Below are 23,752 nucleotides of genomic sequence, written 5' to 3' on the forward strand. Positions count from 1 at the left end.
CCCGGATTCAGACGCTACTATGCCATAGCGCTGTCGCCGACCCAAGGCGGAAGCAGAGACACGACTCGCGGCAACGCAGGCACGTCGCCGCGGGCGTGGCCGCCGCCGGTCCGGCTGGCGACGGCCGCTGGCAGCATCAGCGCGGCAGCTTGCTGCTGCCGGTCAGGAAGGCGTCGACTTCACGCGCGCACTGACGACCTTCGCGGATCGCCCAGACGACGAGCGATTGACCGCGACGCATGTCGCCGGCAGCAAATACCTTGGGAACGCTGGTGGCGTAGGCACCTGCGCCGTCGGTCTTGGCGCGCACGGCACCGCGCGCGTCGAGGGCGACGCCGAGTTGCTCGAGCAGACCGGCCTTCACCGGCGCGACGAAGCCCATGGCGAGCAGCACGAGATCGGCTTCGATCTCGAAATCGCTGCCGGCGATCGGCGTCGGCACACCGCCAACCAGTTCGACGCGGGCGAGGCGCAGCGCGCGCACGCGGCCATTTTCGCCAAGCACTTCCTGCGTGGCGACGGCGAACTCGCGCTGGCAGCCTTCCTCGTGCGAGGTCGAGGTGCGCAGCTTGAGCGGCCAGTACGGCCAGGTCATCGACTTGTTTTCCTGCTCGGGCGGTTGCGGCATCAGTTCGAGCTGAACGACCGACTTGGCACCCTGGCGGTTGCTGGTGCCGACGCAGTCGGAACCGGTGTCGCCGCCGCCGATCACCACCACCTTCTTGCCGGTGGCGAGGATCTGGCCGGGAACGCTATCGCCGGCGACAAGCTTGTTCTGCTGGCCGAGGAATTCCATGGCGAAATGCACGCCGCCGAGCTCGCGGCCGGGAACGGACAGGTCGCGCGGCTTTTCGGCACCGCCGGCGAGAACGACGGCGTCGAACTCGGCGGTCAGCGTCGCCGCGGCGATGCCATTGGCGCCTTCGCCACCGATGTGCGCGTTGGTGCGGAATTCGACACCTTCAGCCTGCATCTGCGCGACGCGGCGGTCGATGTTCGACTTGTCGAACTTGAAGTCGGGAATGCCGTAACGCAGCAGGCCGCCGACGCGGTCGTTCTTCTCGAAGACGACAACATCGTGGCCGGCACGCGCCAGCTGCTGCGCCGCAGCCAGACCGGCCGGGCCGGAGCCGACGACGGCAACACGCTTGCCGGTCTTGACGGCAGCCGGTTGCGGAACGATCCAGCCGTTCTCCCAGCCCTTGTCGACGATGAAGTGCTCAATCGACTTGATGCCGACGGCCGACGAGTTGATGTTCAGCGTGCACGCCGCTTCGCACGGTGCCGGGCAGATGCGGCCGGTGAAATCCGGGAAGTTGTTGGTCGAGTGCAGCACCGTCAGCGCCGTATGCCAGTCGCCGCGATAAACGAGATCGTTCCAGTCGGGAATGATGTTGTTCACCGGACAGCCGCTGGTGCAGAAGGGGATGCCGCAGTCCATGCAGCGCGCACCCTGCGTCTTCGAATCGGCGTCGGAAAGGTGCTCGGTGAACTCGCGGTAGTGCTTCAGACGGCTGGCCACCGGCTCGGCGGTTTCGCTCAGGCGTTGAAACTCGAGAAACCCGGTCGGCTTGCCCATTATGCGGCCTCCTTCTGTTGCGCAGCGGCTTCGGCAAGCGCGCGGCGGTATTCGTTCGGCATGACCTTGACGAAGCGCGGAAGCGTCTCGCTCCAGTTCGCCAGCAGGTCCTGCGCACGCTTGCTGCCGGTGGCGGCGAGGTGCGCTTCGATCAGGCTGCGCAGCAGCGTCTCGTCGGCGGTATCGAGGTGGCGCGGTTCGCTGGTCGATTGCTCGGCGGCCGGAACAACCGGGCCGAGGCTGACCATCGCGGTGTTGCAACGCTTGGCGAAATCGCCGGCGACGTCATAGACGTAAGCAACGCCACCCGACATGCCGGCAGCGAAGTTGCGCCCGGTCTGGCCGAGAACGACGACGGTGCCGCCGGTCATGTACTCGCAGCCGTGATCGCCGAGGCCTTCAACGACCGCGGTGGCGCCCGAGTTACGCACGCAGAAACGCTCGCCGCCGACACCGGCGAAGAAGGCCTGGCCTTCGGTGGCACCGTAGAGAACGGTGTTGCCGACGATGATGTTTTCGCTGGCCGTGCCGTCGAAGCTGGCATCCGGGCGGACGATGATGCGGCCGCCGGAAAGGCCCTTGCCGACGTAGTCGTTACCTTCGCCGACGAGGTCGAGCGTGATGCCGCGCGTCAGGAAAGCCGCGAAGCTCTGCCCGGCGGTGCCGGTGAGGCGGATGTTGATGGTGCCGTCGGGCAGGCCGGCGTGGCCGTAGCGACGCGCCACTTCACCCGAGAGCATGGCGCCGACGGTGCGGTTCACGTTGCGGATCGGGATGTCGATGCTGACCTTCTCGCCACGCTCCAGCGCCGCTTGTGCCTGCGCGATCAGCTGATGGTCGAGCGCACGCGTCAGGCCGTGATCCTGGCTTTCGCAGTGCAGACGGCCAACGTCGGCGGTGGCTTCCGGTTGATGGAATATCTTGGCGAAGTCGAGGCCGCTGGCCTTCCAGTGATCGAGACCAGCCTTCATGTCGAGCAGGTCGGCACGACCGATCAGCTCGTCGAACTTGCGCACGCCGAGTTGCGCCATCAGCTCGCGCACTTCCTGGGCGACGAAGAAGAAGTAGTTCACCACGTGCTCGGGCTGGCCGGTGAAGCGGCGGCGCAGCACCGGGTCCTGCGTGGCGACGCCGACCGGGCAGGTGTTGAGGTGGCACTTGCGCATCATGATGCAGCCTTCGACGACCAGCGGCGCGGTGGCAAAACCGAATTCGTCGGCACCGAGCAGCGCGCCGACGACGACGTCGCGGCCGGTGCGCAGCTGACCGTCGACCTGCACGCGGATACGGCCGCGCAGGCGGTTCAGCACCAGCGTCTGTTGCGTTTCCGACAGGCCGAGTTCCCAAGGCGTGCCGCAGTGCTTGATCGACGACAAGGGGCTCGCGCCAGTGCCGCCGTCGTGGCCGGCGATGACCAGATGGTCGGCCTTGGCCTTCGAGACGCCGGCAGCAACGGTGCCGACGCCGACTTCGGAAACCAGCTTGACCGAGATCGAGGCGCGGTCGTTGGCGTTCTTCAGGTCATGGATCAGCTGCGCCAGATCCTCGATCGAGTAGATGTCGTGGTGCGGCGGCGGCGAAATCAGGCCTACGCCGGGAACCGAGTGACGCAGGAAGCCGATGTACTCGGACACCTTGTGGCCGGGCAGCTGGCCACCTTCGCCGGGCTTGGCGCCCTGTGCCATCTTGATCTGGATCTGGTCGGCATTGACCAGGTATTCGGTGGTGACACCGAAACGCCCCGAAGCGACCTGCTTGATCGCCGAGCGCAGGCTGTCGCCCGGCTGCAGCTGGTAGTCGCGTTCGATGCGGCTCTTGCCGACGATGTCGGAGAGCATTTCGCCGCCGGCGAGCGGCGCGAAACGACGCGAATCTTCGCCGCCTTCACCGGTGTTCGACTTGCCGCCGATGCGGTTCATGGCGATGGCCAGCGTCGAGTGCGCTTCGGTCGAGATCGAGCCGAGCGACATGGCGCCGGTGGCGAAGCGCTTGACGATCTCGCTCGCCGGTTCGACTTCGTCGAGCGGCACCGGCGTCGCCGCGGTCTTCAGTTCGAACAGGCCGCGCAACGTCAGCTGGCGCTTGCTCTGGTCGTTGATGATGCGCGCGAATTCCTTGAAGGTCTCGTACTTGCCCGAGCGCGTCGCGTGCTGCAGCTTGGCGATCGCGTCCGGCGTCCACAGGTGTTCTTCGCCACGCACGCGGTAGGCGTATTCGCCGCCGGCGTCGAGCATTTCGGCGAGCACCGGGTCGCTGGAGAAGGCCTGGTTGTGCAGACGGATCGCTTCTTCGGCGGCTTCGAACAGGCCGATACCCTCGATGTTCGACGGCGTGCCGGTGAAGTACTTGTCGACGAAGGCCTTCTGCAGACCGACGGCTTCGAAGATCTGCGCGCCGGTGTAGGACATGTAGGTCGAAATGCCCATCTTCGACATGATCTTGCACAGACCCTTGCCGACCGCCTTGGTGAAGTTCTTGACGTACTTTTCGCCCTTCTCGGCGTCGCCGCCGGCGAGTTCGCGCAGCGTCTCGAAGGCGAGGTAGGGATGCACGGCTTCGGCGCCAAAACCGCCGAGCAGCGCGAAGTGGTGCGTCTCACGCGCCGAACCGGTCTCGACGACGAGGCCGGCGCTGGTGCGCAGGCCCTTCTTGACGAGGTGCTGATGTACCGCCGAGGTGGCGAGCAGCGCCGGGATGGCGACGTTGGCGGCGTCGATCTTGCGGTCGGAGACGATCAGGATGTTGGCGCCCGAACGCACCGCGTCCTCGGCTTCGGCAGCGAGCGAGGCCAGTCGCGCTTCGACGCCTTCCTTGCCCCAGGCCGCCGGGTAGCAGATGTCGAGTTCGTGCGAGCGGAACTTGCCGGCGGTGTACTTGCCGATGTGGCGGATCTTCTCCATGTCGCAGGCGGAGAGGACCGGCTGTTCGACTTCGAGACGGATCGGCGGGTTGATGTCGTGCACGTTGAGCAGGTTCGGCTTCGGCCCGATGAAGGACAGCACCGACATGACCATTTCTTCGCGGATCGGGTCGATCGGCGGGTTGGTCACCTGCGCGAACAGCTGCTTGAAGTAGTTGTAGAGCACCTTCGGCCGCTGCGACAGCACCGGCAGCGCCGAGTCGTTGCCCATCGAGCCGGTGGCTTCCTCGCCATTGACGGCCATCGGCTGCATGACGAACTTGATGTCTTCCTGCGTGTAGCCGAAGGCCTGCTGGCGATCGAGCAGCGGCGCCGTCGAGTTTTCGCGCAGTTCGGTGACGACCGGCACCTCGTCGAGCTTGATGCGGATCTTTTCGATCCACTCGCGGTAGGGCTTGGCGTTGGCGAGCGAGTCCTTGAGTTCCTTGTCGTCGATGATGCGGCCCTGTTCCATGTCGATCAGGAACATCTTGCCCGGCTGCAGGCGCCACTTCTTGACGATGTTGGCTTCGGGAATCGGCAGCACGCCGGATTCGGAGGCCATGACGACGAAGTCATCCTTGGTCACCAGATAGCGCGCCGGACGCAGGCCGTTACGGTCGAGCGTCGCGCCGATCTGGCGGCCATCGGTGAAGGCGACGGCGGCGGGGCCGTCCCACGGCTCCATCATCGCCGCGTGGTATTCGTAGAAGGCGCGACGGTTCTCGTCCATCAGCGTGTGCTTTTCCCAGGCTTCCGGGATCATCAGCATCATCGCGTGGGCGAGCGAATAGCCGCCCATGACCAGCAGTTCGAGCGCGTTGTCGAAAGCGGCCGAGTCGGACTGGCCGGGGTAATGCAGCGGCCACACCTTCTTCAGGTCGTCGCCGAGCAGCGGCGAGGAGATTGCCTGCTCGCGCGCCTTGAACCAGTTGACGTTACCACGCACCGTGTTGATTTCGCCGTTGTGGGCGATCATGCGGAACGGGTGGGCAAGGTCCCAGGTCGGGAAGGTGTTGGTCGAGAAGCGCTGGTGCACCAGCGCCAGCGCCGATTGACAGCGCGGGTCGCGCAGGTCGAGGAAGTACTCGCCAACCTGGTCGGCGAGCAGCAGGCCCTTGTAGTTGACCGTACGTGCGGAGAACGAGGTGACGTAGAACGCCTGCCCGTGCTTGAGCTTGAGCGACTTGATGGCGTTGGCCGAGCGGCGGCGGATGATGTACAGCTTGCGTTCGAGCGCGTCGGTGACGAAAACGTCAGGACCGCGACCGACGAACAGCTGACGGATCACCGGCTCCTTGGCCTTCACCGTCGGCGACATCGGCATGCTGTGGTCGACGGGAACGTCGCGCCAGCCGATGACGACCTGGCCTTCGGCGCGCACGGCGCGTTCGAGCTCTTCCTGACAGGCGAGGCGCGAAGCCGATTCGCTCGGCAGGAAAACCGTGCCGACGCCGTATTCGCCGGCCGGCGGCAGCTTGATGCCGCGCGACGCCATGTCCTCGCGGAACAGCGTGTCGGGCAGCTGGATGAGGATCCCGGCACCGTCACCCATCAGCGGGTCGGCGCCGACGGCGCCGCGGTGATCGAGGTTCTTCAGGATGAGCAGGCCTTGCTCGACGATCGAGTGGCTCTTCTGACCCTTGATGTGCGCCACAAAACCGACGCCGCAGGCATCGTGTTCGTTGGCCGGGTCATACATCCCCTGCTGCTCGGGCAATGCCCCTCCGGGTTGTTCCCCGACTGCAACCAAATCCTTCACGCTCGAATCCTCACAAGACAAGCCGCGGCGCGCGGTCGCCCCGCTCTGCCGAAGGGCGCGCCAAACGTCAAAAAAGCCGGCGGATTGCCGGCTTGCGAAAAATGGGGGCGACTGCGGAATATACGCTGAAAGTGTAGGGTCTTCAAGATTGCAGAAGGCGCCAGATCGCCCCGGACAAGGCGCTTGCGCCCCCGCTGCAACACTTGGCGCGGCAAGGACTCGGCACTCGCCGACGGCGCCCGGCCGAGGCTCAGATTTCGCCGACGGCGAACAGGCGGCGATGTTCCTTCATCGCGTAGCGGTCGGTCATGCCGGCGATGTAGTCGGCGACGGCGCGCGGCCGGTCGCCGTCGGGCGGCGAACGATAGCGCGGCGGCATCAGGCGAGGATCGTCGATGAAGGCAGCAAACAGCTCGCCGATGATGCGCTGCGCCTTGGTCGTCATGCGCAGCACCTGATAGTGGCGGTACAGCTCGTCGCGCAAAAAGTGTTTCATCTCGCGCTGCAATGCATGAACCGCCGGCGAGAAGGCGACCAGCGGCGCCGCCCGGCGCACCGCGTCGACCGACGGCGGCTGCACGCGGGCGAGGTTTTCGGCGGTGGTGGCAACGAGATCGCAGACCAGCGTGTTGATCATGCGGCGCACCGTCTCATGCACCAGACGGCGCCCGGCGAGACCGGGATAGAGCGCGCGCACCTCGGCGACGTGGCGTCCGAACAGGCCGACATGCTCGAGCTGTTCGAGCGTGATCAGCCCCGAGCGCAGGCCATCGTCGACGTCGTGGTTGTTGTAGGCGATCTCGTCGGCGAGATTGCAGATCTGCGCTTCCAACGTCGGCTGGCCACCGGCGAGGAAGCGCTCGCCGACATCGCCGAGCAGGCGCGCGTTGGCCAGCGAGCAGTGCTTGACGATGCCTTCGCGCGTCTCGAAGGTGAGGTTGAGTCCGTCGAAGGCGGCGTAGTGCTCTTCGAGCACGTCGACGGTACGCAGGCTCTGCAGATTGTGCTCGAAGCCGCCGTAGTCGCGCATGCAGGCGTTGAGTGCGTCCTGACCGGCGTGACCGAAGGGCGTGTGGCCAAGGTCGTGCGCCAGCGCGATGGCTTCGGCGAGGTCCTCGTTGGCGCCGAGCGCGCGCGCGATGCCGCGCGCGATCTGTGCGACCTCGATGCTGTGCGTCAGACGCGTGCGGAAGAGATCGCCTTCATGATTGACGAAGACCTGCGTCTTGTATTCGAGGCGGCGAAAGGCGGTCGAATGCACGATGCGGTCGCGGTCGCGCTGGAACTGGCTGCGCCCGGCGGGTGGCGCTTCGGCATGGCGACGGCCGCGCGTCTGCTCGGCGCGGGCGGCCCATGGCGCCAGCGCCGGCGGATGCACCGGCAGGCTGGCAAGATCGGGGAAAGCGGGCAACTCAATCATGACGGTCGCCTCCAGCAGATCATTCGGCGCGGCAGCGCGCCGCGATGGCGGCGGCGATATCGGCCGCCGGCGCCGCAGAACTCAGCACCGCTTCGCCGGCGCTGCGCAGCAGCACCAGACGCAGCTTGCCGTCCTGCACCTTCTTGTCGTGCGCCATCAGTTCAAGGTAACGCTCGACGCCGAGCGCCGGCCCCTGCACCGGCAGGCCACAGCGAACGAACAGCGCTTCGATGCGCTCGACCGCGGCGGAGTCGATCCAGCCGAGGCGCCGCGACAGCTCGGCGGCCATCAGCATGCCGACGGCGATCGCCTCGCCGTGCAGCCAGACACCGTAGCCGCAGCCGGTTTCGATGGCGTGGCCGAAAGTGTGACCCAGGTTGAGCAGCGCGCGTTCGCCGCTTTCGCGCTCGTCAGCGGCGACGACCTCGGCCTTGTTGCGGCACGAACGGACGATCGCCTCGGCCAGCGCCTGCGGCTCGCGCGCCAGCAGCGCGTCGGTATTGGCCTCGAGCCAGGCGAGGAAGGCCGGATCGCGGATCAGCCCGTACTTGATCACTTCGGCGAGCCCCGAGCGGAACTCGCGCAGCGGCAGCGTCGCCAGCGTGTCGGTATCGGCGAGCACCAGCTGCGGCTGGTGAAAGGCGCCGATCATGTTCTTGCCGAGCGGATGGTTGATCGCCGTCTTGCCGCCGACCGAGGAGTCGACCTGCGCCAGCAGCGTCGTCGGCGCCTGGATGAAAGGAACGCCGCGCTGGTAGCAGGCCGCGGCAAAGCCGGTGATGTCGCCGATGACGCCACCGCCGAGCGCGATCAGCGTCGTCGAGCGCTCGCAGCGATTGGCGAGCAGCGCGTCGAAAATGCGGTTGAGCGTTGGCCAGTCCTTGTATTCCTCGCCGTCGGGCAGGATCACGTCGAGCGTGTCGATGCCGGCGGCAGTGAGCGGCGCTTTCAGCTTGGCCAGATGCAGCGGCGCGACCGTTTCGTTGCTGACGATGACGGCGCGCGGCTGCGCCAGCGCACCGGCGATCAGGTCGGCACGCGCCAGCGCGCCGGCGCCGACGACGATCGGGTAGCTGCGCTCAGCGAGATCGAGATTCAGAGTTTGCATCGGACGGCGGCCTCCCTGGCCAGCAACTGGGTGATCGACTGTGCGTTGCCGCGGCCGCCATCGACGATCAGGTCGGCAACTTCGCGATAAAGCGGATCGCGTTCGGCAAACAGCGTTTCGAGCCGCGCCAGCGGATCGGCAACGCGCAACAGCGGCCGGTTGCGGTCCTGGCGTGTGCGCTCGTGCAGCACACGCGGCGGCACGCGCAGGTAAACAACGAAACCTCCGGTACGCAGGCGCTCGCGGTTCTCGGGCAGAAGTACGGCACCGCCGCCGGTGGCGACGACCAGACCGTGCTCGCGCGTCAGCTCGGCGATGACCAGCGCCTCGCGCCGGCGAAAACCGGCTTCGCCCTCGATCTCGAAAATGGTCGGAATGCTGACGCCGGTTCGCGCCTCGATTTCGTGGTCGGAGTCGACACAGCGATAGCCGATGCGGCGCGACAGCGCGCGCGCGACCGTCGTCTTGCCGGCACCCATCAGACCGACGAGATAGATGTTGGGGGGATTGAGGACACTGTTAGGCACGGCGGCATTCTAGCGTAAGGACCGTGCCGGCGAGCGGGATCGCAACTGCAACGGAAAATGACGACGGCTTGCGCGCGGCGGGCGATCACGGCGCTCGCCGCGCGCAAGCAGGCGCGCTGGCAACGCCGCCTGAGCGGCCCGCCCCGATCAGGCAATCGCGAAATTGTCCGGAGTCCGGCGCGCGGAGGCGGCAGATGCCTGCGGGCCGGCGCCGGCTTAGCGGACGTTCAGCGTTTCGGTGACGATGCGCGGCGTGATGAAGATCAGCAGCTCGCTCTTGTCGTCGATCTTCTCGTTGTTGCGGAAGAAGAAGCCGATGTAGGGCAGATCACCGAGGAAGGGAATGCGGTTGGTCGTGTCCTTGGTTTCCTGCGTGTAGATGCCGCCGATGACAACAGTGCCGCCGTTCTCGACCAGCACTTCGGTGCTGACGTGCTTGGTGTCGATGGCAACGCCCGAGCCGGTGGTGATCTTGGTATTCGGCGTGTCCTTCTTAACGTCGAGGCTCATCGTGATCTTGCCGTCGGGCGTGATCTGCGGCTTGACCTTCAGCGACAGGTTGGCCTTGCGGAAAGAGACGCTGGTGGCGCCGGAGCTGGTCGCCTGCTGGTAGGGGATTTCGACGCCCTGCTCGATCAGCGCCTCGACCTGGTTGGCCGTCATCACGCGCGGACTGGAAATCACCTTGCCGCGACCATCGGCTTCAAGCGCCGAGATTTCGGTATTGAGGAAAGCGGTCTTGGCAGCGTTGAAGAGAATGAACGAGAAGGCGCCGGCGGTTCCTGAGCGCGGCGTGGCGGGGAGATTGACGCCATAGGTGCTGGAGAAATCGGGCTTGGTCGCAATCTGGCCGGTGTAATAGCCCGTCGCCGACAGACTGCCGCCAACCGAGACACCCGTGTTTCTGCCACCGCCGTTCATATCGTTGTAGCCGAGACGCACGCCGATATTCTTGCTGAAGGTATCCGAGGCTTCGACGATGCGCGCTTCGATCAGCACCTGCCGCACCGGCAGATCGACCTTGGCAATCAGCTGACGGACGTCGTCGAGGCGACTCGGCGTGTCCTGCACGAAAAGGATGTTGGTACGCGTATCGACGACGGCGCTGCCGCGCTTCGAGAGCAGGCGCTGGTTGGCTTCGGTGAGCAGTTTCTGCACCGCGTCGGCCTTCTGGTAATTGAGCTGGAAAGCCTCGTTGCGCAACGGCTCGAGGTCGCCGATCTGCAGACGCGATTCGAATTCGAGCTTTTCCTTGGTGGCAATTTCCTCGCGCGGCGCGATGAGCACGACGTTGCCGTTCTTGCGCATGTCGAGGCCCTTCTGCTGCAGGATGATGTCGAGCGCCTGATCCCAGGGCACATCCTTGAGGATCAGCGTGATCGAGCCGCCGACCGAGTCGCTGACGACCATGTTCAGGCCGGTGAATTCACCGATCACCTGCAGCAGGCGGCGCACATCGACGTTCTGGAAATTGAGCGACAGCTTCTCGCCCTGATAACCGCCGCGCGTTCCCTGAACGAGCTTGTTCGGGTTCTCGATGATCGGTTTGACCTCGATCACGAACTGGTTGTCCGACTGGTAGGCGTTGTATTCCCAGAGCCCCTTCGGCTGGATCGTCATGCGCGCGTTCGAACCCTGCTGAAGGACGCTGTACGCCAGCACCGGCGTCGCGAAATCGGTGACATCGGTGCGCTTGCGCAGCGTTTCCGGCAGGCTCAGGCGGACAAAATCGACAACAAGATTCGGGCCCTGCTGACGGATGTCGATACTGGCACTGGGATCGGAAAGGTCGACGGTGATGCGCGCCTCGCCCTCGGCGCCGCGGCGGAAGTTGATGTCGCGGATGCTGTTGCTGACCTTCGACGGACGCGCCTCGGCAAAGTGCGTGACGGTCTGCGTCTCGGTATCGGGCTTGGCGCTCGGCGTCAGCGCCAGCAACAGGCCGCCGTCCTCGAGCGTCGCGGTGTAGGACATCATCCGGCCAAGATTGAGCACCAGCCGTGTGCGCCCATCGACCTGCAGGATATTGGCGCTGCGCAGGTCGCCTTCGTTGAAGTTCTGCAAACTGCGCCCGAGACCGTTGGCGGTGTCTGGGAAATCGAAGGCGATGCGCGGCGGCCGGGCGACGCTGAAACTCGCGGGTACGGCGCTGAGCGGCTTGCGGAAGGCAAGCTTGACGTTGAGCACGCCGCCCTGCTGCGCGACGTTCATCGATTCGATCGCATTGCCGGGTGCGGCGCTGGCAGCGCTGTCCTGGGCCTGCGCGTTGGCGAACAGGCAGGCGCTCGCGAGCGCCAGCAGGAAGTGTTGTAGACGCTTCACTTTTTCGCCTCCTTTTCCTGCAACAGCAGGGTGCTCGCGCGTTCCACCCAGTCGCCGGTCGGGTCCTGGACAAGCTCGCGCACACCGACCTCGGTTTCATTGATACGCGTGATGACGCCGAAGTTCTGCCCCATATAGTTTCCGATTCTCACCTGATACAGCGACCCGTCCGCCTGGATGATGGCGAAGGCCTGCTTGTTGCGGATCATCACGCCGACATAGCGCAGCGATTCGAGCGGATAGGCTTCGAGCGGCTCGCGCGGACGGTTGAAGTCGGGCTGCAGACCGCCGCCGCCACCCTTGCGCTCGGGTTCGATTTTCGAGGGACGGAAGGGATCGAGCAGGCCGGCGCCTTCGTAGGCCACCGGTTCGTAAGGCTTCACCTGCGGCAGCGGCGGAATGCGTCCCTTGATGTCGCGCGTCGCTTCATCCATCCACTGCCGCAAATCCTCGTGATCGCCGCCGGAGCAGGCAACGAGCGTCAGGCAAGTCAGGGCGAGCGCCACGCCTTTCATCATTTGGCTCCCTTCGCGGCCTGCGCAGCTTTGCGCTGCCGCGCCACTTCCTCGTCGTCGAGGTAGCGGAAGGTCTTGGTCACCGCATCCATGGTCAGGCCGCCCGATCCGGGCGCTGCGCTGATCGCGACGTTGTTGAGCGTGACGATGCGCGAGAGGCGGCCGATGTCGCCGGCAAAGGCGCCAAAATCGTGATAACTGCCGGTCAGGCGGACATTGATCGGCAGTTCGGCGTAGAAGTCGCGCAGCACTTCCTGGCCGGGCTTGAACAGCTCGAACTGCAGACCGCGGCCCATGCCGGCCTGGTTGATTTCAACGAGCAGCGACTCGACTTCCGACTTGTTCGGCAATTGCTTGAGCAGGGCGCCGAAGGAGCGGTCGATTTCGGCGAGTTGCTGCACATAGAGGTCGAGGTTGACCGCCTGCGTCTTCTTGGCGACGAACTCTTCGCGCAACTGCGCTTCCTCGGCGCGCTTGCCGTCGAGCGTCTCCAGCTGATCCTTCCAGATGAACCACCAGCCGGCGGCGATGATGGCGACGAAAACGCCGGCGAGAACGGCGATGCGCGGCGCCAGCGGCCAGGTGCCGAAATCCTTCGGATTGAGGCCGCGAAAGTCATCGAGCAAGGCGCGGAAATCGACCGTCGGCAGCGAAACCTTGGGCAGGTCGGGCTTCTTCATTTCCTGTCCTTTGCCGCATCGGCCGGCTTGGCGCCGGGTTTTCCGGCATCCGGCTGCGCTTCGCGCCGGATGAAGACATTCATGGTGAATTCGTTGAGGCGTCGCTTGTCGACGGTCACTGCCTTGATCTCGACCAGTTGCGGTTTTTCCAGCCAGGGCGAGGCGTCGAAGTTGCGCATCAGCGTCGACACACGCGCATTCGACTGCGCATAGCCACCGAGGCTGACGCGCACGCCTTCCTGCTTGACCGAGCGCAGATAGACGCCCTCGGGCATCTGCCGCGCCAGTTCGGTGAGCAGCCGCGTCGCTTCGGCGCGATCACGCTGCAGCGACTCGATCACCTGTTTTCTCGCCAGCAGCGCCTGCGTCTGTTCCTTCAGGCGCTTGATCTGGTCGATCTGCTTGTTGAGCGTGGCGATTTCCTGCTTGAGGAACTCGTTCTTGTCGTTCTGGCTGTCGATGTAGCCACCGATGACGGTAAAACCGAGAAAGACGACCAATCCGGCGAGCACCGACACCATGCCCAGCAACGCAAAGAACTGCTGCCGCCGCGCGCGGCGCTTTTCTTCGCGGTGCGGCAGCAGGTTGATGCGGATCATTCGTCGAACCTCCGCAATGCGAGGCCGCAGGCGACGAGCAGCGAGGCTGCGTCGGCGAGCAGGCTCTTCGCCTTGACGCGATCGGAAAGAAGCATGTCGGCAAAAGGATTGGCGACGATGGTGTTGATCTGCGTACGCCCGGCAACGGCTTCGTCGGCGCCGGCGAGATTGGCGCAGCCGCCGGCAAGAACGATGTGGTCGACCTGGTTGAACTGCGTCGAGGTGAAGAAGAACTGCAGCGCGCGCGACACTTCGAGCGCCATGCTCTCGACGAAGGGACGCAGCAACTCGGTTTCGTAACCGTCGGGCAGGTTGCCGTTGCGCTTGGCGCTCTCGGCATCGTCGAAACTCATGCCATAGCGGCGGGCGATGTCCTGCGTCAGCTGGTTGCCGCCGAAAGCCTGCTCGCGCGCGTAGAGCTGCTGACCGTTGCGCAGGACCGTGAGATTCATGACATTTGCACCGACATCGACGAGCGCGACGATGCGTCCGCGACCGCCATCGGGCAGCTGCTGTTCGATCAGCGCGAACGAAGCCAGGATGGCGTAAGTCTCGACATCCATCACCGCCGGCTTGAGACCGGCGGCCTCGGCGACGGCGACGCGATCCTCGACGCGCTCCTTGCGCGAAGCGGCGATCAGCACCTCGATCTCGTCGGGTGACGAAGGCGCCTCGCCGATCACCTGGAAGTCGAGATTGACTTCTTCGAGCGGAAAAGGAATGTACTGGTTGGCCTCGGCCTCGACCTGCGCCTCGAGATCATCCTCGCGCTGACCGGCGGCAAGAATGATCTTCTTGGTGATCACCGCTGCCGGCGGCAGCGCCAGCGCGACCAGACGCGTCGGCGTCGCCAGACGCTTCCAGGCGCGCTTGACGGCTTCGGCAGCGGCTTCGAGATTGACGATATTGCCGTCGGAAACGACGTCTTTCGCCAGATACTCGATGCCGTAACGCTCGACGCGGTAGCCACCCTTACCATTGCTGGCAAGCTCGACCATCTTGACCGACGACGCACTGATGTCGAGGCCAACCAGGGCACGCGCCTTGGGATTAAAGATGGAAAAGTCGAGCTGCAATTGGCATCCCTTCGCCGAAAAAACCCTTGAATAATTGGTAGTTAGCGGATTTATAGATAATCTACTTTAGATCCTAGCAACAAGCCCCCGGACTGTAAAGCAATTTTTGGCAGCGTTCCGGGCACGCTTATAATGCTGAATCTACGTCCGAATACACGGAAATCCCCTTGCCAACCGCCCTACGCTGGATACTTTATCCACTCGCCCTTGTCGCCGGACTCGTCGCCATCGGTGTTGCACTACTGGCGATCGTTCTCGCCCTCGCCTATCCCAACCTGCCGTCGCTGGAAGTGCTCACTGACTACCAGCCGAAGATTCCACTACGCGTTTACTCGGCCGACGGCGCACTGATCGGCGAATTCGGCGAAGAGCGCCGCGCCGTCGTGCGCATCGCCGACGTGCCGGAAGTGATGAAGCAGGCGATCCTCTCGGCCGAGGACGAGCGCTTCTACCAGCACGGCGGCATCGACACGCTCGGCGTGCTGCGCGCGGCGTACTCGAACATCGTCGGCGGCGGCAAGCGCCAGGGCGCCTCGACGATCACGCAGCAGGTGGCGCGCAACTTCTTCCTCTCGGCCGAGAAGACCTACACGCGCAAGCTCTACGAAGCGCTGCTCTCGTTCAAGATCGAGGCTAACCTCAGCAAGGACCAGATTCTCGAGCTGTACATCAACCAGATATTCCTCGGCCAGCGCGCCTACGGCTTCGCCGCCGCGGCGCAGATCTACTTCGGCAAATCGCTGCACGACCTGACGGCCGCCGAAGCCGCGATGCTTGCCGGCCTGCCGAAAGCCCCCTCCGCCTACAACCCGGTGGTCAATCCGAAGCGCGCGCGCCTGCGTCAGCAATACGTGCTGCGCCGCATGCACGAACTTGGCTACCTCAGCGATGCGCAACACGAAGCGGCACTGAAGCAGACGCTGGTGGTCAAGCGCGACGCCAGCGAATTCTCGGTGCACGCCGAATACGTCGCCGAAATGGCGCGGCAGATGGCCGCCGAGCGCTTCCCCGACGACGTGTACACGCGCGGGCTGCGCGTCTATACGACGATCCTCAAGGCCGATCAGGAAGCCGCCTTCGCCAGCGTGCGCCGCGGCGTCTTCGATTACGACCGCCGCCACGGCTACCGCGGCGCCGAAGCCTACCTCGACCTCGCCGAAGTGAAGAGCGAGCAGGACGAAGCGCTCGACGAACTGCTGCAGGACGTTACCGACGTCGACGACCTGCATCCGGCGATCGTCCTCGAAGCCGGCGCCAAGCAGATCCGCGCCTACCGCCGCGGCGGCGAGATCGTCACGCTCGCCGGCGACGGCCTCAAGTTCGCCGCGCGCATGCTCGACGACAAGGCGCCGCCGAACAAGCGCCTCAAGCGCGGCGCACTGATCCGCGTGCAGCGCGACGACAAGGGCGCCTGGCAGATCGCACAGATGCCCGAAGTCGAAGCCGCGTTCCTCTCGGCCGACCCGCACAGCGGCGCCATCCGCGCGCTGGTCGGCGGTTTCGACTTCAACCGCAACAAGTTCAACCACGTGACGCAGGCGTGGCGGCAGCCGGGTTCGAGCTTCAAACCCTTCATCTACTCGGCGTCGCTGGAAAAGGGCTTCACCCCGGCAACGGTGATCGAGGACGAACCGATCATCTTCCCGGCGTCGGTGACCGGCAGCCAGGCCTGGGAACCGAAGAACTACGACGGCAAGTACGAAGGCCCGATGACCATGCGCACCGGTCTGGCCAAGTCGAAGAACATGATCTCGATCCGCGTGCTCGAGAAGATCGGCGTGCAGTACGCGCAGGACTACATCACGCGCTTCGGCTTCGACGCCGACAAGCACCCGCCCTACCTGACGATGGCGCTCGGCGCCGGTTCGGTGACGCCGTGGCAGATGGTTTCCGCCTACTCGATCTTCGCCAACGGCGGCTACCGCATCACCCCCTTCATCGTCAGCGAGATCCGCGACGAGAAGAACCACGTGCTGGCGCAGGCACAGCCAACGCCGGCCGGCGACGAGGAACTGCGCGCGATCGACGCACGCAACGCCTACGTGATGGACAGCATGATGCGCGACGTCACCCTCTACGGCACCGCCGCGCGCGCCTCGGCAACGCTCAAGCGCCGCGACCTCGCCGGCAAGACCGGTACCACCAACGAACACGTCGACGCCTGGTTCTGCGGTTATCAGCAGACCGTCGTCGGCTGCTCGTGGATCGGCTTCGACCAGCCGAAAAACCTCGGCAACGGCGAAACCGGCGGCACCGCAGCGCTGCCGACGTGGGTCAACTACATGTCGCGCGTGCTGAAGAACGTTCCCGAATCGTTCATGCCGCAGCCCGACGGGCTGGTTGCCGTCGACGCGCCGGGACGCGCCAAGGGGCCGGCCAAGGAGATGTTCTACAAGGAAAACATGCCGGCCGAACCGCCGACAGAACTGCCGACCGGCGACAGCGGACCGGCAGTCGATTGATGATGGTAAGTGGGGAGTGGGAAGTCACTCCCCACTTACCACTACCCAATTACCACTTCCTACTCGCCACTTACCAGATCCACCGCCGCGCCGGCCTGCGCTGATACCAGTCGCGACAGCGCGCTCATCAGTTCGCTGCCGTCGCGCGTGTCGCGCCAGACGGCACCGTCCCAGCGGTAATGGAAACCGCCGCTCTTCGCGGCGACCCAGATTTCCTGCGCCGCGCCGTGGCGATTGACGACGATGCGGCTGCCGTCGGCAAACTGCAGTTCGATGACGCCGACTGCCGGCGTCTCGAAATCGAGCTCGGCGGCCGAATCGTCCATCGCCGCCTCGAAGGCGGCCTCGATGTGTGCCAGTGCCGCGCCGCTCAGGGCCTCAAATTCGCTCTCGTTCATCTGTGCTACCATTTTTTCCTTTTCGGGTTAGCCACCGATGCGCTGCACACCTCGCTGCACACCCTTGAACCGCCTGCCTGCGCGCAGCGCACCCCTCATTCTTGCCGGCGCGCTCTTCGCCGGCACGCTGCTGAGCGGCTGCGGCACGCGCGGCCCGCTGGTGCTGCCGCCCAAGCCGGCCAGCGCGGCCAAGGCGCCAGCCAAGCCGGCAACAGCGCCGGCCACGACCAGCAGCGCGACGAGCACGCCCGACAATCCTAGCACGCAGACCAACAAGGCCGAGACCGCCAGATGAACCCCTTTACCCTGCAAGACGGCGTGCTGCACGTCGAAAACGTCGCCCTCGACCGCATCGCCAGCGAGTTCGGCACCCCCTGCTACGTTTACTCGCGCGCCGCGCTGGAAGCCTCCTTCCGCGAATTCCAGAACGAACTCGGCGGCCTCGATGCGCTCGTCTGCTACGCGGTCAAGGCCAACGGCAACCTCGCCATCCTCAACCTTTTCGCGCGCCTCGGCGCCGGCTTCGACATCGTCTCCGGCGGCGAACTGCAGCGCGTGCTCGCTGCCGGCGGCGACGCGCGCAAGGTCGTCTTTTCCGGCGTCGGCAAGACCGGCGCCGAGATGGAGCAGGCGCTCGCTGCCGGCATCCTCTGCTTCAACGTCGAATCGGCGCCAGAGCTCGAGCGCCTCAATGAAGTCGCCGGCCGTCTCGGCAAGGTGGCGCCGGTGAGCCTGCGCGTGAACCCCGACGTCGACGCCAAGACGCACCCCTACATCTCGACCGGGCTCAAGGAAAACAAGTTCGGCGTCGCCTTCGCCGACGCGCTGGCGATCTATCGTCGCGCCGCCGCGCTGCCGAACCTGGCGGTGCACGGCATCGACTGTCACATCGGTTCGCAGCTGCTCGACCCGGCGCCCTTCGCCGAAGCGCTCGACCGCCTGCTGGCGCTCGTTGATGCGCTCGCCGATGAAGGCATCGCCCTCTCGCACATCGACCTCGGCGGCGGCCTCGGCATCCGCTACCAGGACGAGACGCCGCCGTCGGTTGCCGCCTACCTGCGGCCGCTGCTGCACAAGTTGCAAGGGCGCGGCCTCAAGGTGCTGCTCGAGCCCGGTCGGCGGCTGGTTGGCGAAGCCGGCGCGCTGCTCACGCGCGTCGAGTACCTGAAGCCCGGCGAGAAGCACTTCGCCATCGTCGACGCGGCCATGAACGACCTCGCCCGCCCGGCGCTCTACGACGCCTGGCACGACATCGTTCCGGTGCGCCCGCGCAGCGACGTCGCCAGCGAGCAATGGGACGTCGTCGGTCCGGTCTGCGAATCGGGCGATTTCCTCGGCCGCGGCCGCACGCTGGCCTTGCAGGCGGGCGACCTGCTGGCGCTGCTTTCAGCTGGCGCCTACGGCATGAGCATGAGCTCGAACTACAACTGTCGGCCGCGCGCCGCCGAAGTGATCGTCGACGGCAGCACGGCACACCTTGTCCGCCGCCGCGAGAGCATCGCCGAGCTCTATGCCAACGAAAGCGTGATCGGCTGATCGCCCGCGCTCACGCCGCGGAAGCCGGCAGGCGCCGGCTTCCCGCTCAAGCCTCCGCGCTACAGCACGTAGCGCGACAGGTCCTCGTCCTGCGCCACTTCGCCCAGGCGGGCGTCGACGTAAGCGGCGTCGATGCGCAGCGCTTCGGCGCCGTGGCGGCCGCCGCTGAAGGAAATCTCCTCGAGCAGGCGCTCCATCACCGTGTGCAGGCGGCGCGCGCCGATGTTCTCGGTCTTCTCGTTCACCGACCAGGCGATCTCGGCCAGCCGGGCAACGCCGTCTGCGGCAAACTCCAGCGTGACGCCTTCGGTCGCCAGCAGCGCCTCGTACTGCATGGTCAGGCAGGCGTCGGTCTGCGTCAGGATGCGCTCGAAGTCGGCGACCGACAGTGAATCGAGTTCGACGCGGATCGGCAGCCGGCCCTGCAGTTCGGGGATCAGGTCCGAGGGCTTCGACAGGTGGAAAGCGCCCGAAGCGATGAACAGGATGTGATCGGTGCGGATCATTCCGTACTTGGTCGTCACCGTCGTTCCCTCGACCAGCGGCAGCAGGTCGCGCTGCACGCCCTGGCGCGAGACGTCGGCGCCGTGGCTATCCGATCGCGTCGCAATCTTGTCGATCTCGTCGAGGAAGACGATGCCGTTCTGCTCGACGTTCTTCACCGCGGCGAGCTTCACTTCCTCGTCGTTTACCAGCTTCGCCGCCTCTTCCTCGATCAGCAGGCGGCGCGCTTCGGCGATCTTCAGCTTGCGCGCGCTGCGCCGGCCGGCGCCGAGGTTCTGGAACATCCCCTGCAGCTGCGCCGACAGGTCTTCCATTCCCGGCGGCGCCATGATGTCGGCGCGCAGCGGCGAGGCAGCGAGGTCGATCTCGATCTCGCGTTCGTCGAGCTCGCCTTCGCGCAGGCGCTTGCGGAATTTCTGCCGCGTCGCGTTATCTTCGGCCGGTTTCGCTTCCTCGCCGAAAGCGGGCCGCGGCCCGGGCAGCAACGCGTCGAGCAGACGGTCCTCGGCGGCGTCTTCGGCGCGCATGTGCACGCCCTTCATCGCCTGCTCGCGGCCGTTCTTGATGGCGATCTCGACCAGATCGCGGATGATCGTATCGACGTCGCGGCCGACGTAGCCGACCTCGGTGAACTTGGTCGCCTCGATCTTGATGAACGGCGCCCTGGCCAGCCGCGCCAGCCGGCGCGCGATCTCGGTCTTGCCGACGCCGGTCGGGCCGATCATCAGGATGTTCTTCGGCGTGATTTCCTGCCGCAAGGGCTCGGCCACCTGCGAGCGGCGCCAGCGGTTCCTCAGTGCGATGGCCACCGCGCGCTTGGCGGCGGCCTGTCCGACGATGTGCTTGTCGAGTTCGTGAACGATTTCCTGCGGAGTCATTTGCGTCATGGCGAACCTGCGTGCATGCGGGGCTGAAAGCCCGGAAATCTAGCATGTTCTCGCGCTGCGGGCGATTGTGGCAGACTGCTGGGAATCGCACGACGCAGAGGACAAACGCATGAAAACCCGAACCGTCTGGTTGCCGCCAGGGCGCGTCGCGCCGGGAATGACGCTGGCCGTACCGGTGATCGGCCGCGACGGCAAGACGCTGCTCGCCGCCGGTGTGACGCTCGATCCGACGACGCTCGACCGGCTGACGCGGCGCGGCGTCGAAGCGCTGGCGGTGAGCGAGATCGACGCGCGCGACCCGGCCGAACTCGCGCGCGAACGCGCTGCCAGCGAGGAGCGCCTGCGTCACCTCTTCCGCGGCGAAGGCAGCGACGCGCGCAGCGAGCTGCACGCCGCGCTGCTCGCCTGGCGACTCGAGGAACTGCAATGAACCCGCCCGACCTCGAAGAGCTGATCGGCCACGCCGACGCAATCCCCTCGCTGCCCGAGATCGTCCGCCACCTGATCCACTCGCTCGACGACGATCTGGCCGACGTGGACACGCTGGTGCACGACATCAACGCCGACCCGGCGATCGTCGGCCGTCTGCTCGCCGCCGCCAACTCGGCGGCCTTCGGTCTGTCGGCAAGAATCGATTCGGCGCGGCAGGCCTTCCTCGTGCTCGGCATCAACCGCGTGTCGGCGATCATCCTCGGCGCCGCGCTGCTCGACCGCTACCACGCCGGATCGCCGGACTTCGATGCGCGTCTGCTCTGGCGGCACACCTTCGGCGTCGCCGTATGCGCACGCGTCATCGCCGAAGCCTGCGACGAAGAACCGGAGACGGCCTTCACCGCCGGACTGCTGCACGACATCGGCCAGCTGCTGATGGTCAGCGGCGCGCCGGCGGCGTACGCGCGCGTACTGGCGCTGCAGAGCGAAGACGATTGGTCGGTGCTCGCCGCCGAGCACGAGGTGTTCGGCTACAACCACGCGCAGGCCGGCGGCCGTCTCGCCGACTACTGGCGCCTGCCGCGCGACATCGCCGAGGCGATCGCCGCGCACCACGAACCCGACCGTTTCGACAGCACGCTCGGCGAGATCGTGCACCTTGCCGAAGCACTGGCGCACGCGCTCGATCTCGGCGGCCCGCCGAACAACCGCGTTCCGGCGGTATCCGACCGCGCCAGCGCCCGGCTCGGCGTGCGCTGGCGCGATCTGGTGTCGCACTTCGGCGAAATCGAGGCGCGCTACGACGGTCTGCGCATCGCGCTGGCGCTGTAAGCGCGGTCGCCACACCGGCGCGAGCGCGCCGGTCGCGCCACGCGCCGCCTTGCTTCAGTCGCCCGCTGCCGCGTCGCCGTCTTCGTCGCCGAGCGTTTCCAGCGTGAAGTTGCGGTTGGTGTAGATGCACAGGTCGGCGGCGATTTCGAGCGACTTCTTCACCACCTCGACCGGCGCAAATTCCGTGTTTTCCCACAGCGCGCGCGCAGCCGACTGCGCGTAGGCGCCGCCCGAGCCGATGGCGACGATGCCGAGTTCGGGCTCAAGCACGTCGCCGTTGCCGGTGATGATCAGCGAATGCTCGCGGTCGGCCACCGCCAGCATCGCTTCCAGCCGGCGCAGCGCGCGGTCGCTGCGCCACTCGCGCGCGAGTTCGACGGCAGCGCGCAGCAGCGCGCCCTGATGCTTGTCGAGGCGCGCTTCGAGGCGCTCGAAGAGGGTGAAGGCGTCGGCCGTGCCACCGGCAAAACCAACGAGGATCTTGCCGTGGTGGATGCGCCGCACCTTGCGCGCACCGGCCTTGACGACGATGTTGCCGAGCGTCACCTGCCCGTCGCCGCCCATGGCGACGCGATCGCCGCGGCGAACCGAGAGAATGGTGGTGCCGTGATACTGTTCCATGCACTGCTCTCCTTGCTGCGCCGACATGAACGTCGGCTGCCTTGCCGCTGGCGCTGCACCGCCCGCTGCCTGGTCGGCCCGGCGGAGCCGTCGCCGGCCGGCTGCGGCTAGCGCTGCGCGTTGACGATTTCGGCCAGCGCCGGCACGCCGAAAACGGCGAGCAGCTCGCTGACCAGATGATTGGGTTCGCGGAAAACCACGCGCTTGCCGGCGCGGCGCAGGCTTTCCAGCGTATTGAACAACGCGCCGGCGCTGACGAAATCGATGCGCTCGAGCCGCGTACAGTCGATCAGCACCCGCTCGTGCGTGGCGGCGAAAACCGGCAGATCGCTGAAGCGCGCGTTGCGCAGGTCACCGGCCAGACACCAGCAATCGCCGTCGGCGGCGTTGATCGTCGCCAGCGATTGCCTTTTCAGCTCGGCAGCCGCTTCGGCGTGGGCGCGGCCGGCGCTCGCCGCGCTGGCCGCCGGCCCTCTTGCCGCCGCCCGCGCGTCCCACGAAGGCGGCGATATTTCGAAAGTGACCGCATACGCAATCGCCGTATTCTCGAACACCTGCATATTGCCGATCTGCTGCAGTAATTCGAGCAGCAGCAGCCAGCTCTCGGCACCGGCATCCCGCCCCGGCTCGACCAGCGCCGACAGCTTCTCCGCCAGCGCCTCGGCGCCGACGAAAGCGATGTCGCCACCGGCACGCCGCGCCGCACCGAGCTGGGCGAGCAGAGCGGCGCAGCCGGCGCTATCGCAGGCGCTGAGCGCGCCAACATCGACCGCGATGCGCGGCGACTTCTTCAGCGCGGCGGCGATGCTGACGAGCGCCGGCGCGTCGGCGCCGAGCAGCGCGCCCGACAGTGGCAGCACCTTCGCCGCCGCCGGGCGTTCGCCGCTGGCCACCGGCGCCAGCGCGCCGCGCCAGATCGGCGGCGATTTTTCGAAAGCCTGCGCATAGTCGATACCGAGCGCTTCGAAATCGGCAGCGCGGCCGCTCAGCCGGTACAGATCGAAGAGCATCAGCCACAGTCGCTCGCCGGGGCCGGCGCGATGCGTGCGCACGCTGTCCTCGAGAAAGGCGCGTGCCGCCTCGACCTGCGCATTCGCCCAGAGCATCGCCCCCTGCTCGGCATCGGCGTCGATCGGGTCGATCGCGTCCTCGACCAGCACGCCGCTGGTGGCGTCGGAAAAACTGAAATCGGTGAATTCGAGCGAGTGCGACTCGCTGGCCGGCGCCGGTGCCGGCCGCTGCGTGGCGCCGGCGCTCGACCGCGCTGGCGCAGCCGGCGCCGCCGTGGCGGCTCTTTTGCCCGGGGCTGCCGCCGGCGCAGTGGCTTGCCGGGCGACCGGCGCGGTCGGCGCTGGCGTCGCCGCCGGCTTGCGCGCTGCCGCCACTTCCGTCGGCGGCTCCGCTGGCGCGGGCTTCGCCGCCGGACGCGTCGGCTCCGCTGGCGGACGGACCAGCATTTTTTCCGGCGCTTTCTTGAAGAAGGAGAACACCATGCGCAGTCAGCAGAGCTTGCGGTCGAGTGGGAAAAAATGAGTCGGCGGAGGTCGACGGTTGTAGCACATCGATATGGCGACTGCAATTTGCCGACAGGTAA

The 23,752-nt window shown here is 66.1% G+C and carries 19 protein-coding genes; 5 read left to right on the plus strand and 14 right to left on the minus strand.

What is annotated here, in order from left to right; translation table 11 throughout:
- Positions 1–136: 136 nt before the first annotated feature.
- The 10 genes from GGD90_RS01635 to GGD90_RS01680 form a co-directional block, all read right to left on the minus strand.
- Positions 137–1,579 carry a glutamate synthase subunit beta gene (locus tag GGD90_RS01635; protein ID WP_153115029.1) on the minus strand — a complete coding sequence of 481 codons (1,443 nt, stop codon included), beginning with the start codon at positions 1,577–1,579 and terminating at the stop codon, positions 137–139.
- The gene (locus GGD90_RS01640) at positions 1,579–6,180 is read right to left on the minus strand and encodes a glutamate synthase-related protein (RefSeq protein WP_153115169.1); all 4,602 of its coding nucleotides are present in this window, start codon (positions 6,178–6,180) and stop codon (positions 1,579–1,581) included. The genes GGD90_RS01635 and GGD90_RS01640 overlap by 1 nt, the downstream gene beginning before the upstream one ends.
- Positions 6,181–6,490: 310 nt before the next feature.
- Entirely contained in the window at positions 6,491–7,660 is a 1,170-nt protein-coding gene (locus GGD90_RS01645; protein ID WP_153115028.1) for a deoxyguanosinetriphosphate triphosphohydrolase, read from the minus strand.
- A gap of 19 nt (positions 7,661–7,679) precedes the next feature.
- Positions 7,680–8,768: a 3-dehydroquinate synthase gene (gene aroB / locus GGD90_RS01650; RefSeq protein ID WP_153115027.1), complete on the minus strand. Its 1,089-nt coding sequence runs from the start codon at positions 8,766–8,768 to the stop codon at positions 7,680–7,682.
- On the minus strand, positions 8,756–9,295 hold the full coding sequence (locus GGD90_RS01655) for a shikimate kinase (protein ID WP_228273616.1): 540 nt from the start codon (positions 9,293–9,295) through the stop codon (positions 8,756–8,758). The genes aroB and GGD90_RS01655 overlap by 13 nt, the downstream gene beginning before the upstream one ends.
- Positions 9,296–9,511: 216 nt before the next feature.
- Positions 9,512–11,617 (minus strand): type IV pilus secretin PilQ, encoded by a 2,106-nt coding sequence (pilQ, locus tag GGD90_RS01660; protein WP_153115026.1) that lies wholly within the window; start codon positions 11,615–11,617, stop codon positions 9,512–9,514.
- Positions 11,614–12,135 carry a pilus assembly protein PilP gene (locus tag GGD90_RS01665; RefSeq protein WP_153115025.1) on the minus strand — a complete coding sequence of 174 codons (522 nt, stop codon included), beginning with the start codon at positions 12,133–12,135 and terminating at the stop codon, positions 11,614–11,616. The genes pilQ and GGD90_RS01665 overlap by 4 nt, the downstream gene beginning before the upstream one ends.
- Positions 12,132–12,812, minus strand: a complete 681-nt coding sequence (locus GGD90_RS01670; protein WP_153115024.1) for a type IV pilus inner membrane component PilO — start codon at positions 12,810–12,812, stop codon at positions 12,132–12,134. The genes GGD90_RS01665 and GGD90_RS01670 overlap by 4 nt, the downstream gene beginning before the upstream one ends.
- Positions 12,809–13,411 carry a PilN domain-containing protein gene (locus tag GGD90_RS01675; protein ID WP_153115023.1) on the minus strand — a complete coding sequence of 201 codons (603 nt, stop codon included), beginning with the start codon at positions 13,409–13,411 and terminating at the stop codon, positions 12,809–12,811. The genes GGD90_RS01670 and GGD90_RS01675 overlap by 4 nt, the downstream gene beginning before the upstream one ends.
- Entirely contained in the window at positions 13,408–14,487 is a 1,080-nt protein-coding gene (locus GGD90_RS01680) for a pilus assembly protein PilM (protein ID WP_153115022.1), read from the minus strand. Before GGD90_RS01680 ends, GGD90_RS01675 begins: the two co-directional genes overlap by 4 nt.
- Before the next feature lie 167 nt (positions 14,488–14,654).
- On the opposite strand from GGD90_RS01680, the gene GGD90_RS01685 reads away from it, so the two are divergent.
- The gene (locus GGD90_RS01685; protein WP_153115021.1) at positions 14,655–16,949 is read left to right on the plus strand and encodes a penicillin-binding protein 1A; all 2,295 of its coding nucleotides are present in this window, start codon (positions 14,655–14,657) and stop codon (positions 16,947–16,949) included.
- A 59-nt stretch (positions 16,950–17,008) separates the two neighbouring features.
- Here the strand turns inward: GGD90_RS01685 and cyaY are convergent, their stop codons facing one another.
- On the minus strand, positions 17,009–17,347 hold the full coding sequence (gene cyaY / locus GGD90_RS01690; RefSeq protein WP_153115020.1) for an iron donor protein CyaY: 339 nt from the start codon (positions 17,345–17,347) through the stop codon (positions 17,009–17,011).
- Between the two features lie 64 nt (positions 17,348–17,411).
- Here cyaY and lptM point away from each other — a divergent pair, with 64 nt between their 5' ends.
- Both lptM and lysA read left to right on the plus strand, forming a co-directional pair.
- Positions 17,412–17,642, plus strand: coding sequence for an LPS translocon maturation chaperone LptM (gene lptM, locus GGD90_RS01695; protein ID WP_221227618.1), 231 nt, complete (start codon positions 17,412–17,414; stop codon positions 17,640–17,642).
- On the plus strand, positions 17,639–18,883 hold the full coding sequence (gene lysA / locus GGD90_RS01700; RefSeq protein WP_153115019.1) for a diaminopimelate decarboxylase: 1,245 nt from the start codon (positions 17,639–17,641) through the stop codon (positions 18,881–18,883). Before lptM ends, lysA begins: the two co-directional genes overlap by 4 nt.
- A gap of 59 nt (positions 18,884–18,942) precedes the next feature.
- Here the strand turns inward: lysA and hslU are convergent, their stop codons facing one another.
- The gene (hslU, locus tag GGD90_RS01705) at positions 18,943–20,274 is read right to left on the minus strand and encodes an ATP-dependent protease ATPase subunit HslU (protein WP_153115018.1); all 1,332 of its coding nucleotides are present in this window, start codon (positions 20,272–20,274) and stop codon (positions 18,943–18,945) included.
- A gap of 109 nt (positions 20,275–20,383) precedes the next feature.
- On the opposite strand from hslU, the gene GGD90_RS01710 reads away from it, so the two are divergent.
- A complete protein-coding gene (locus GGD90_RS01710; protein ID WP_153115017.1) occupies positions 20,384–20,704 on the plus strand; it encodes a hypothetical protein in 321 nt (106 codons plus the stop codon).
- Entirely contained in the window at positions 20,701–21,537 is an 837-nt protein-coding gene (locus GGD90_RS01715; RefSeq protein WP_153115016.1) for an HDOD domain-containing protein, read from the plus strand. The genes GGD90_RS01710 and GGD90_RS01715 overlap by 4 nt, the downstream gene beginning before the upstream one ends.
- A gap of 54 nt (positions 21,538–21,591) precedes the next feature.
- Here GGD90_RS01715 and hslV read toward each other — a convergent pair whose 3' ends face one another.
- Together hslV and GGD90_RS01725 are read right to left on the minus strand one after the other, a co-directional pair.
- Complete coding sequence (gene hslV / locus GGD90_RS01720; RefSeq protein WP_153115015.1) at positions 21,592–22,158, minus strand: ATP-dependent protease subunit HslV; 567 nt, start codon at positions 22,156–22,158, stop codon at positions 21,592–21,594.
- A gap of 107 nt (positions 22,159–22,265) precedes the next feature.
- A complete protein-coding gene (locus GGD90_RS01725; protein ID WP_153115014.1) occupies positions 22,266–23,651 on the minus strand; it encodes an STAS domain-containing protein in 1,386 nt (461 codons plus the stop codon).
- Positions 23,652–23,752 lie beyond the last annotated feature (101 nt).

It is taken from the genome of Rhodocyclus tenuis (assembly GCF_014197755.1).
Classification (GTDB): Bacteria; Pseudomonadota; Gammaproteobacteria; order Burkholderiales; family Rhodocyclaceae; genus Rhodocyclus; species Rhodocyclus tenuis.

Bases quoted from the DNA above. Each gene is read 5' to 3' on its own strand.
- GGD90_RS01635 (WP_153115029.1), bottom strand. From the start codon at position 1,579: ATGGGCAAGCCGACCGGGTTTCTCGAGTTTCAACGCCTGAGCGAAACC.
- GGD90_RS01640 (WP_153115169.1), bottom strand. From the start codon at position 6,180: ATGTATGACCCGGCCAACGAACACGATGCCTGCGGCGTCGGTTTTGTG.
- GGD90_RS01645 (WP_153115028.1), bottom strand. From the start codon at position 7,660: ATGATTGAGTTGCCCGCTTTCCCCGATCTTGCCAGCCTGCCGGTGCAT.
- aroB (WP_153115027.1), bottom strand. From the start codon at position 8,768: ATGCAAACTCTGAATCTCGATCTCGCTGAGCGCAGCTACCCGATCGTC.
- GGD90_RS01665 (WP_153115025.1), bottom strand. From the start codon at position 12,135: ATGATGAAAGGCGTGGCGCTCGCCCTGACTTGCCTGACGCTCGTTGCC.
- GGD90_RS01670 (WP_153115024.1), bottom strand. From the start codon at position 12,812: ATGAAGAAGCCCGACCTGCCCAAGGTTTCGCTGCCGACGGTCGATTTC.
- GGD90_RS01675 (WP_153115023.1), bottom strand. From the start codon at position 13,411: ATGATCCGCATCAACCTGCTGCCGCACCGCGAAGAAAAGCGCCGCGCG.
- cyaY (WP_153115020.1), bottom strand. From the start codon at position 17,347: ATGAACGAGAGCGAATTTGAGGCCCTGAGCGGCGCGGCACTGGCACAC.
- lysA (WP_153115019.1), top strand. From the start codon at position 17,639: ATGAACCCCTTTACCCTGCAAGACGGCGTGCTGCACGTCGAAAACGTC.
- hslU (WP_153115018.1), bottom strand. From the start codon at position 20,274: ATGACGCAAATGACTCCGCAGGAAATCGTTCACGAACTCGACAAGCAC.
- GGD90_RS01710 (WP_153115017.1), top strand. From the start codon at position 20,384: ATGAAAACCCGAACCGTCTGGTTGCCGCCAGGGCGCGTCGCGCCGGGA.
- GGD90_RS01715 (WP_153115016.1), top strand. From the start codon at position 20,701: ATGAACCCGCCCGACCTCGAAGAGCTGATCGGCCACGCCGACGCAATC.
- hslV (WP_153115015.1), bottom strand. From the start codon at position 22,158: ATGGAACAGTATCACGGCACCACCATTCTCTCGGTTCGCCGCGGCGAT.
- GGD90_RS01725 (WP_153115014.1), bottom strand. From the start codon at position 23,651: ATGGTGTTCTCCTTCTTCAAGAAAGCGCCGGAAAAAATGCTGGTCCGT.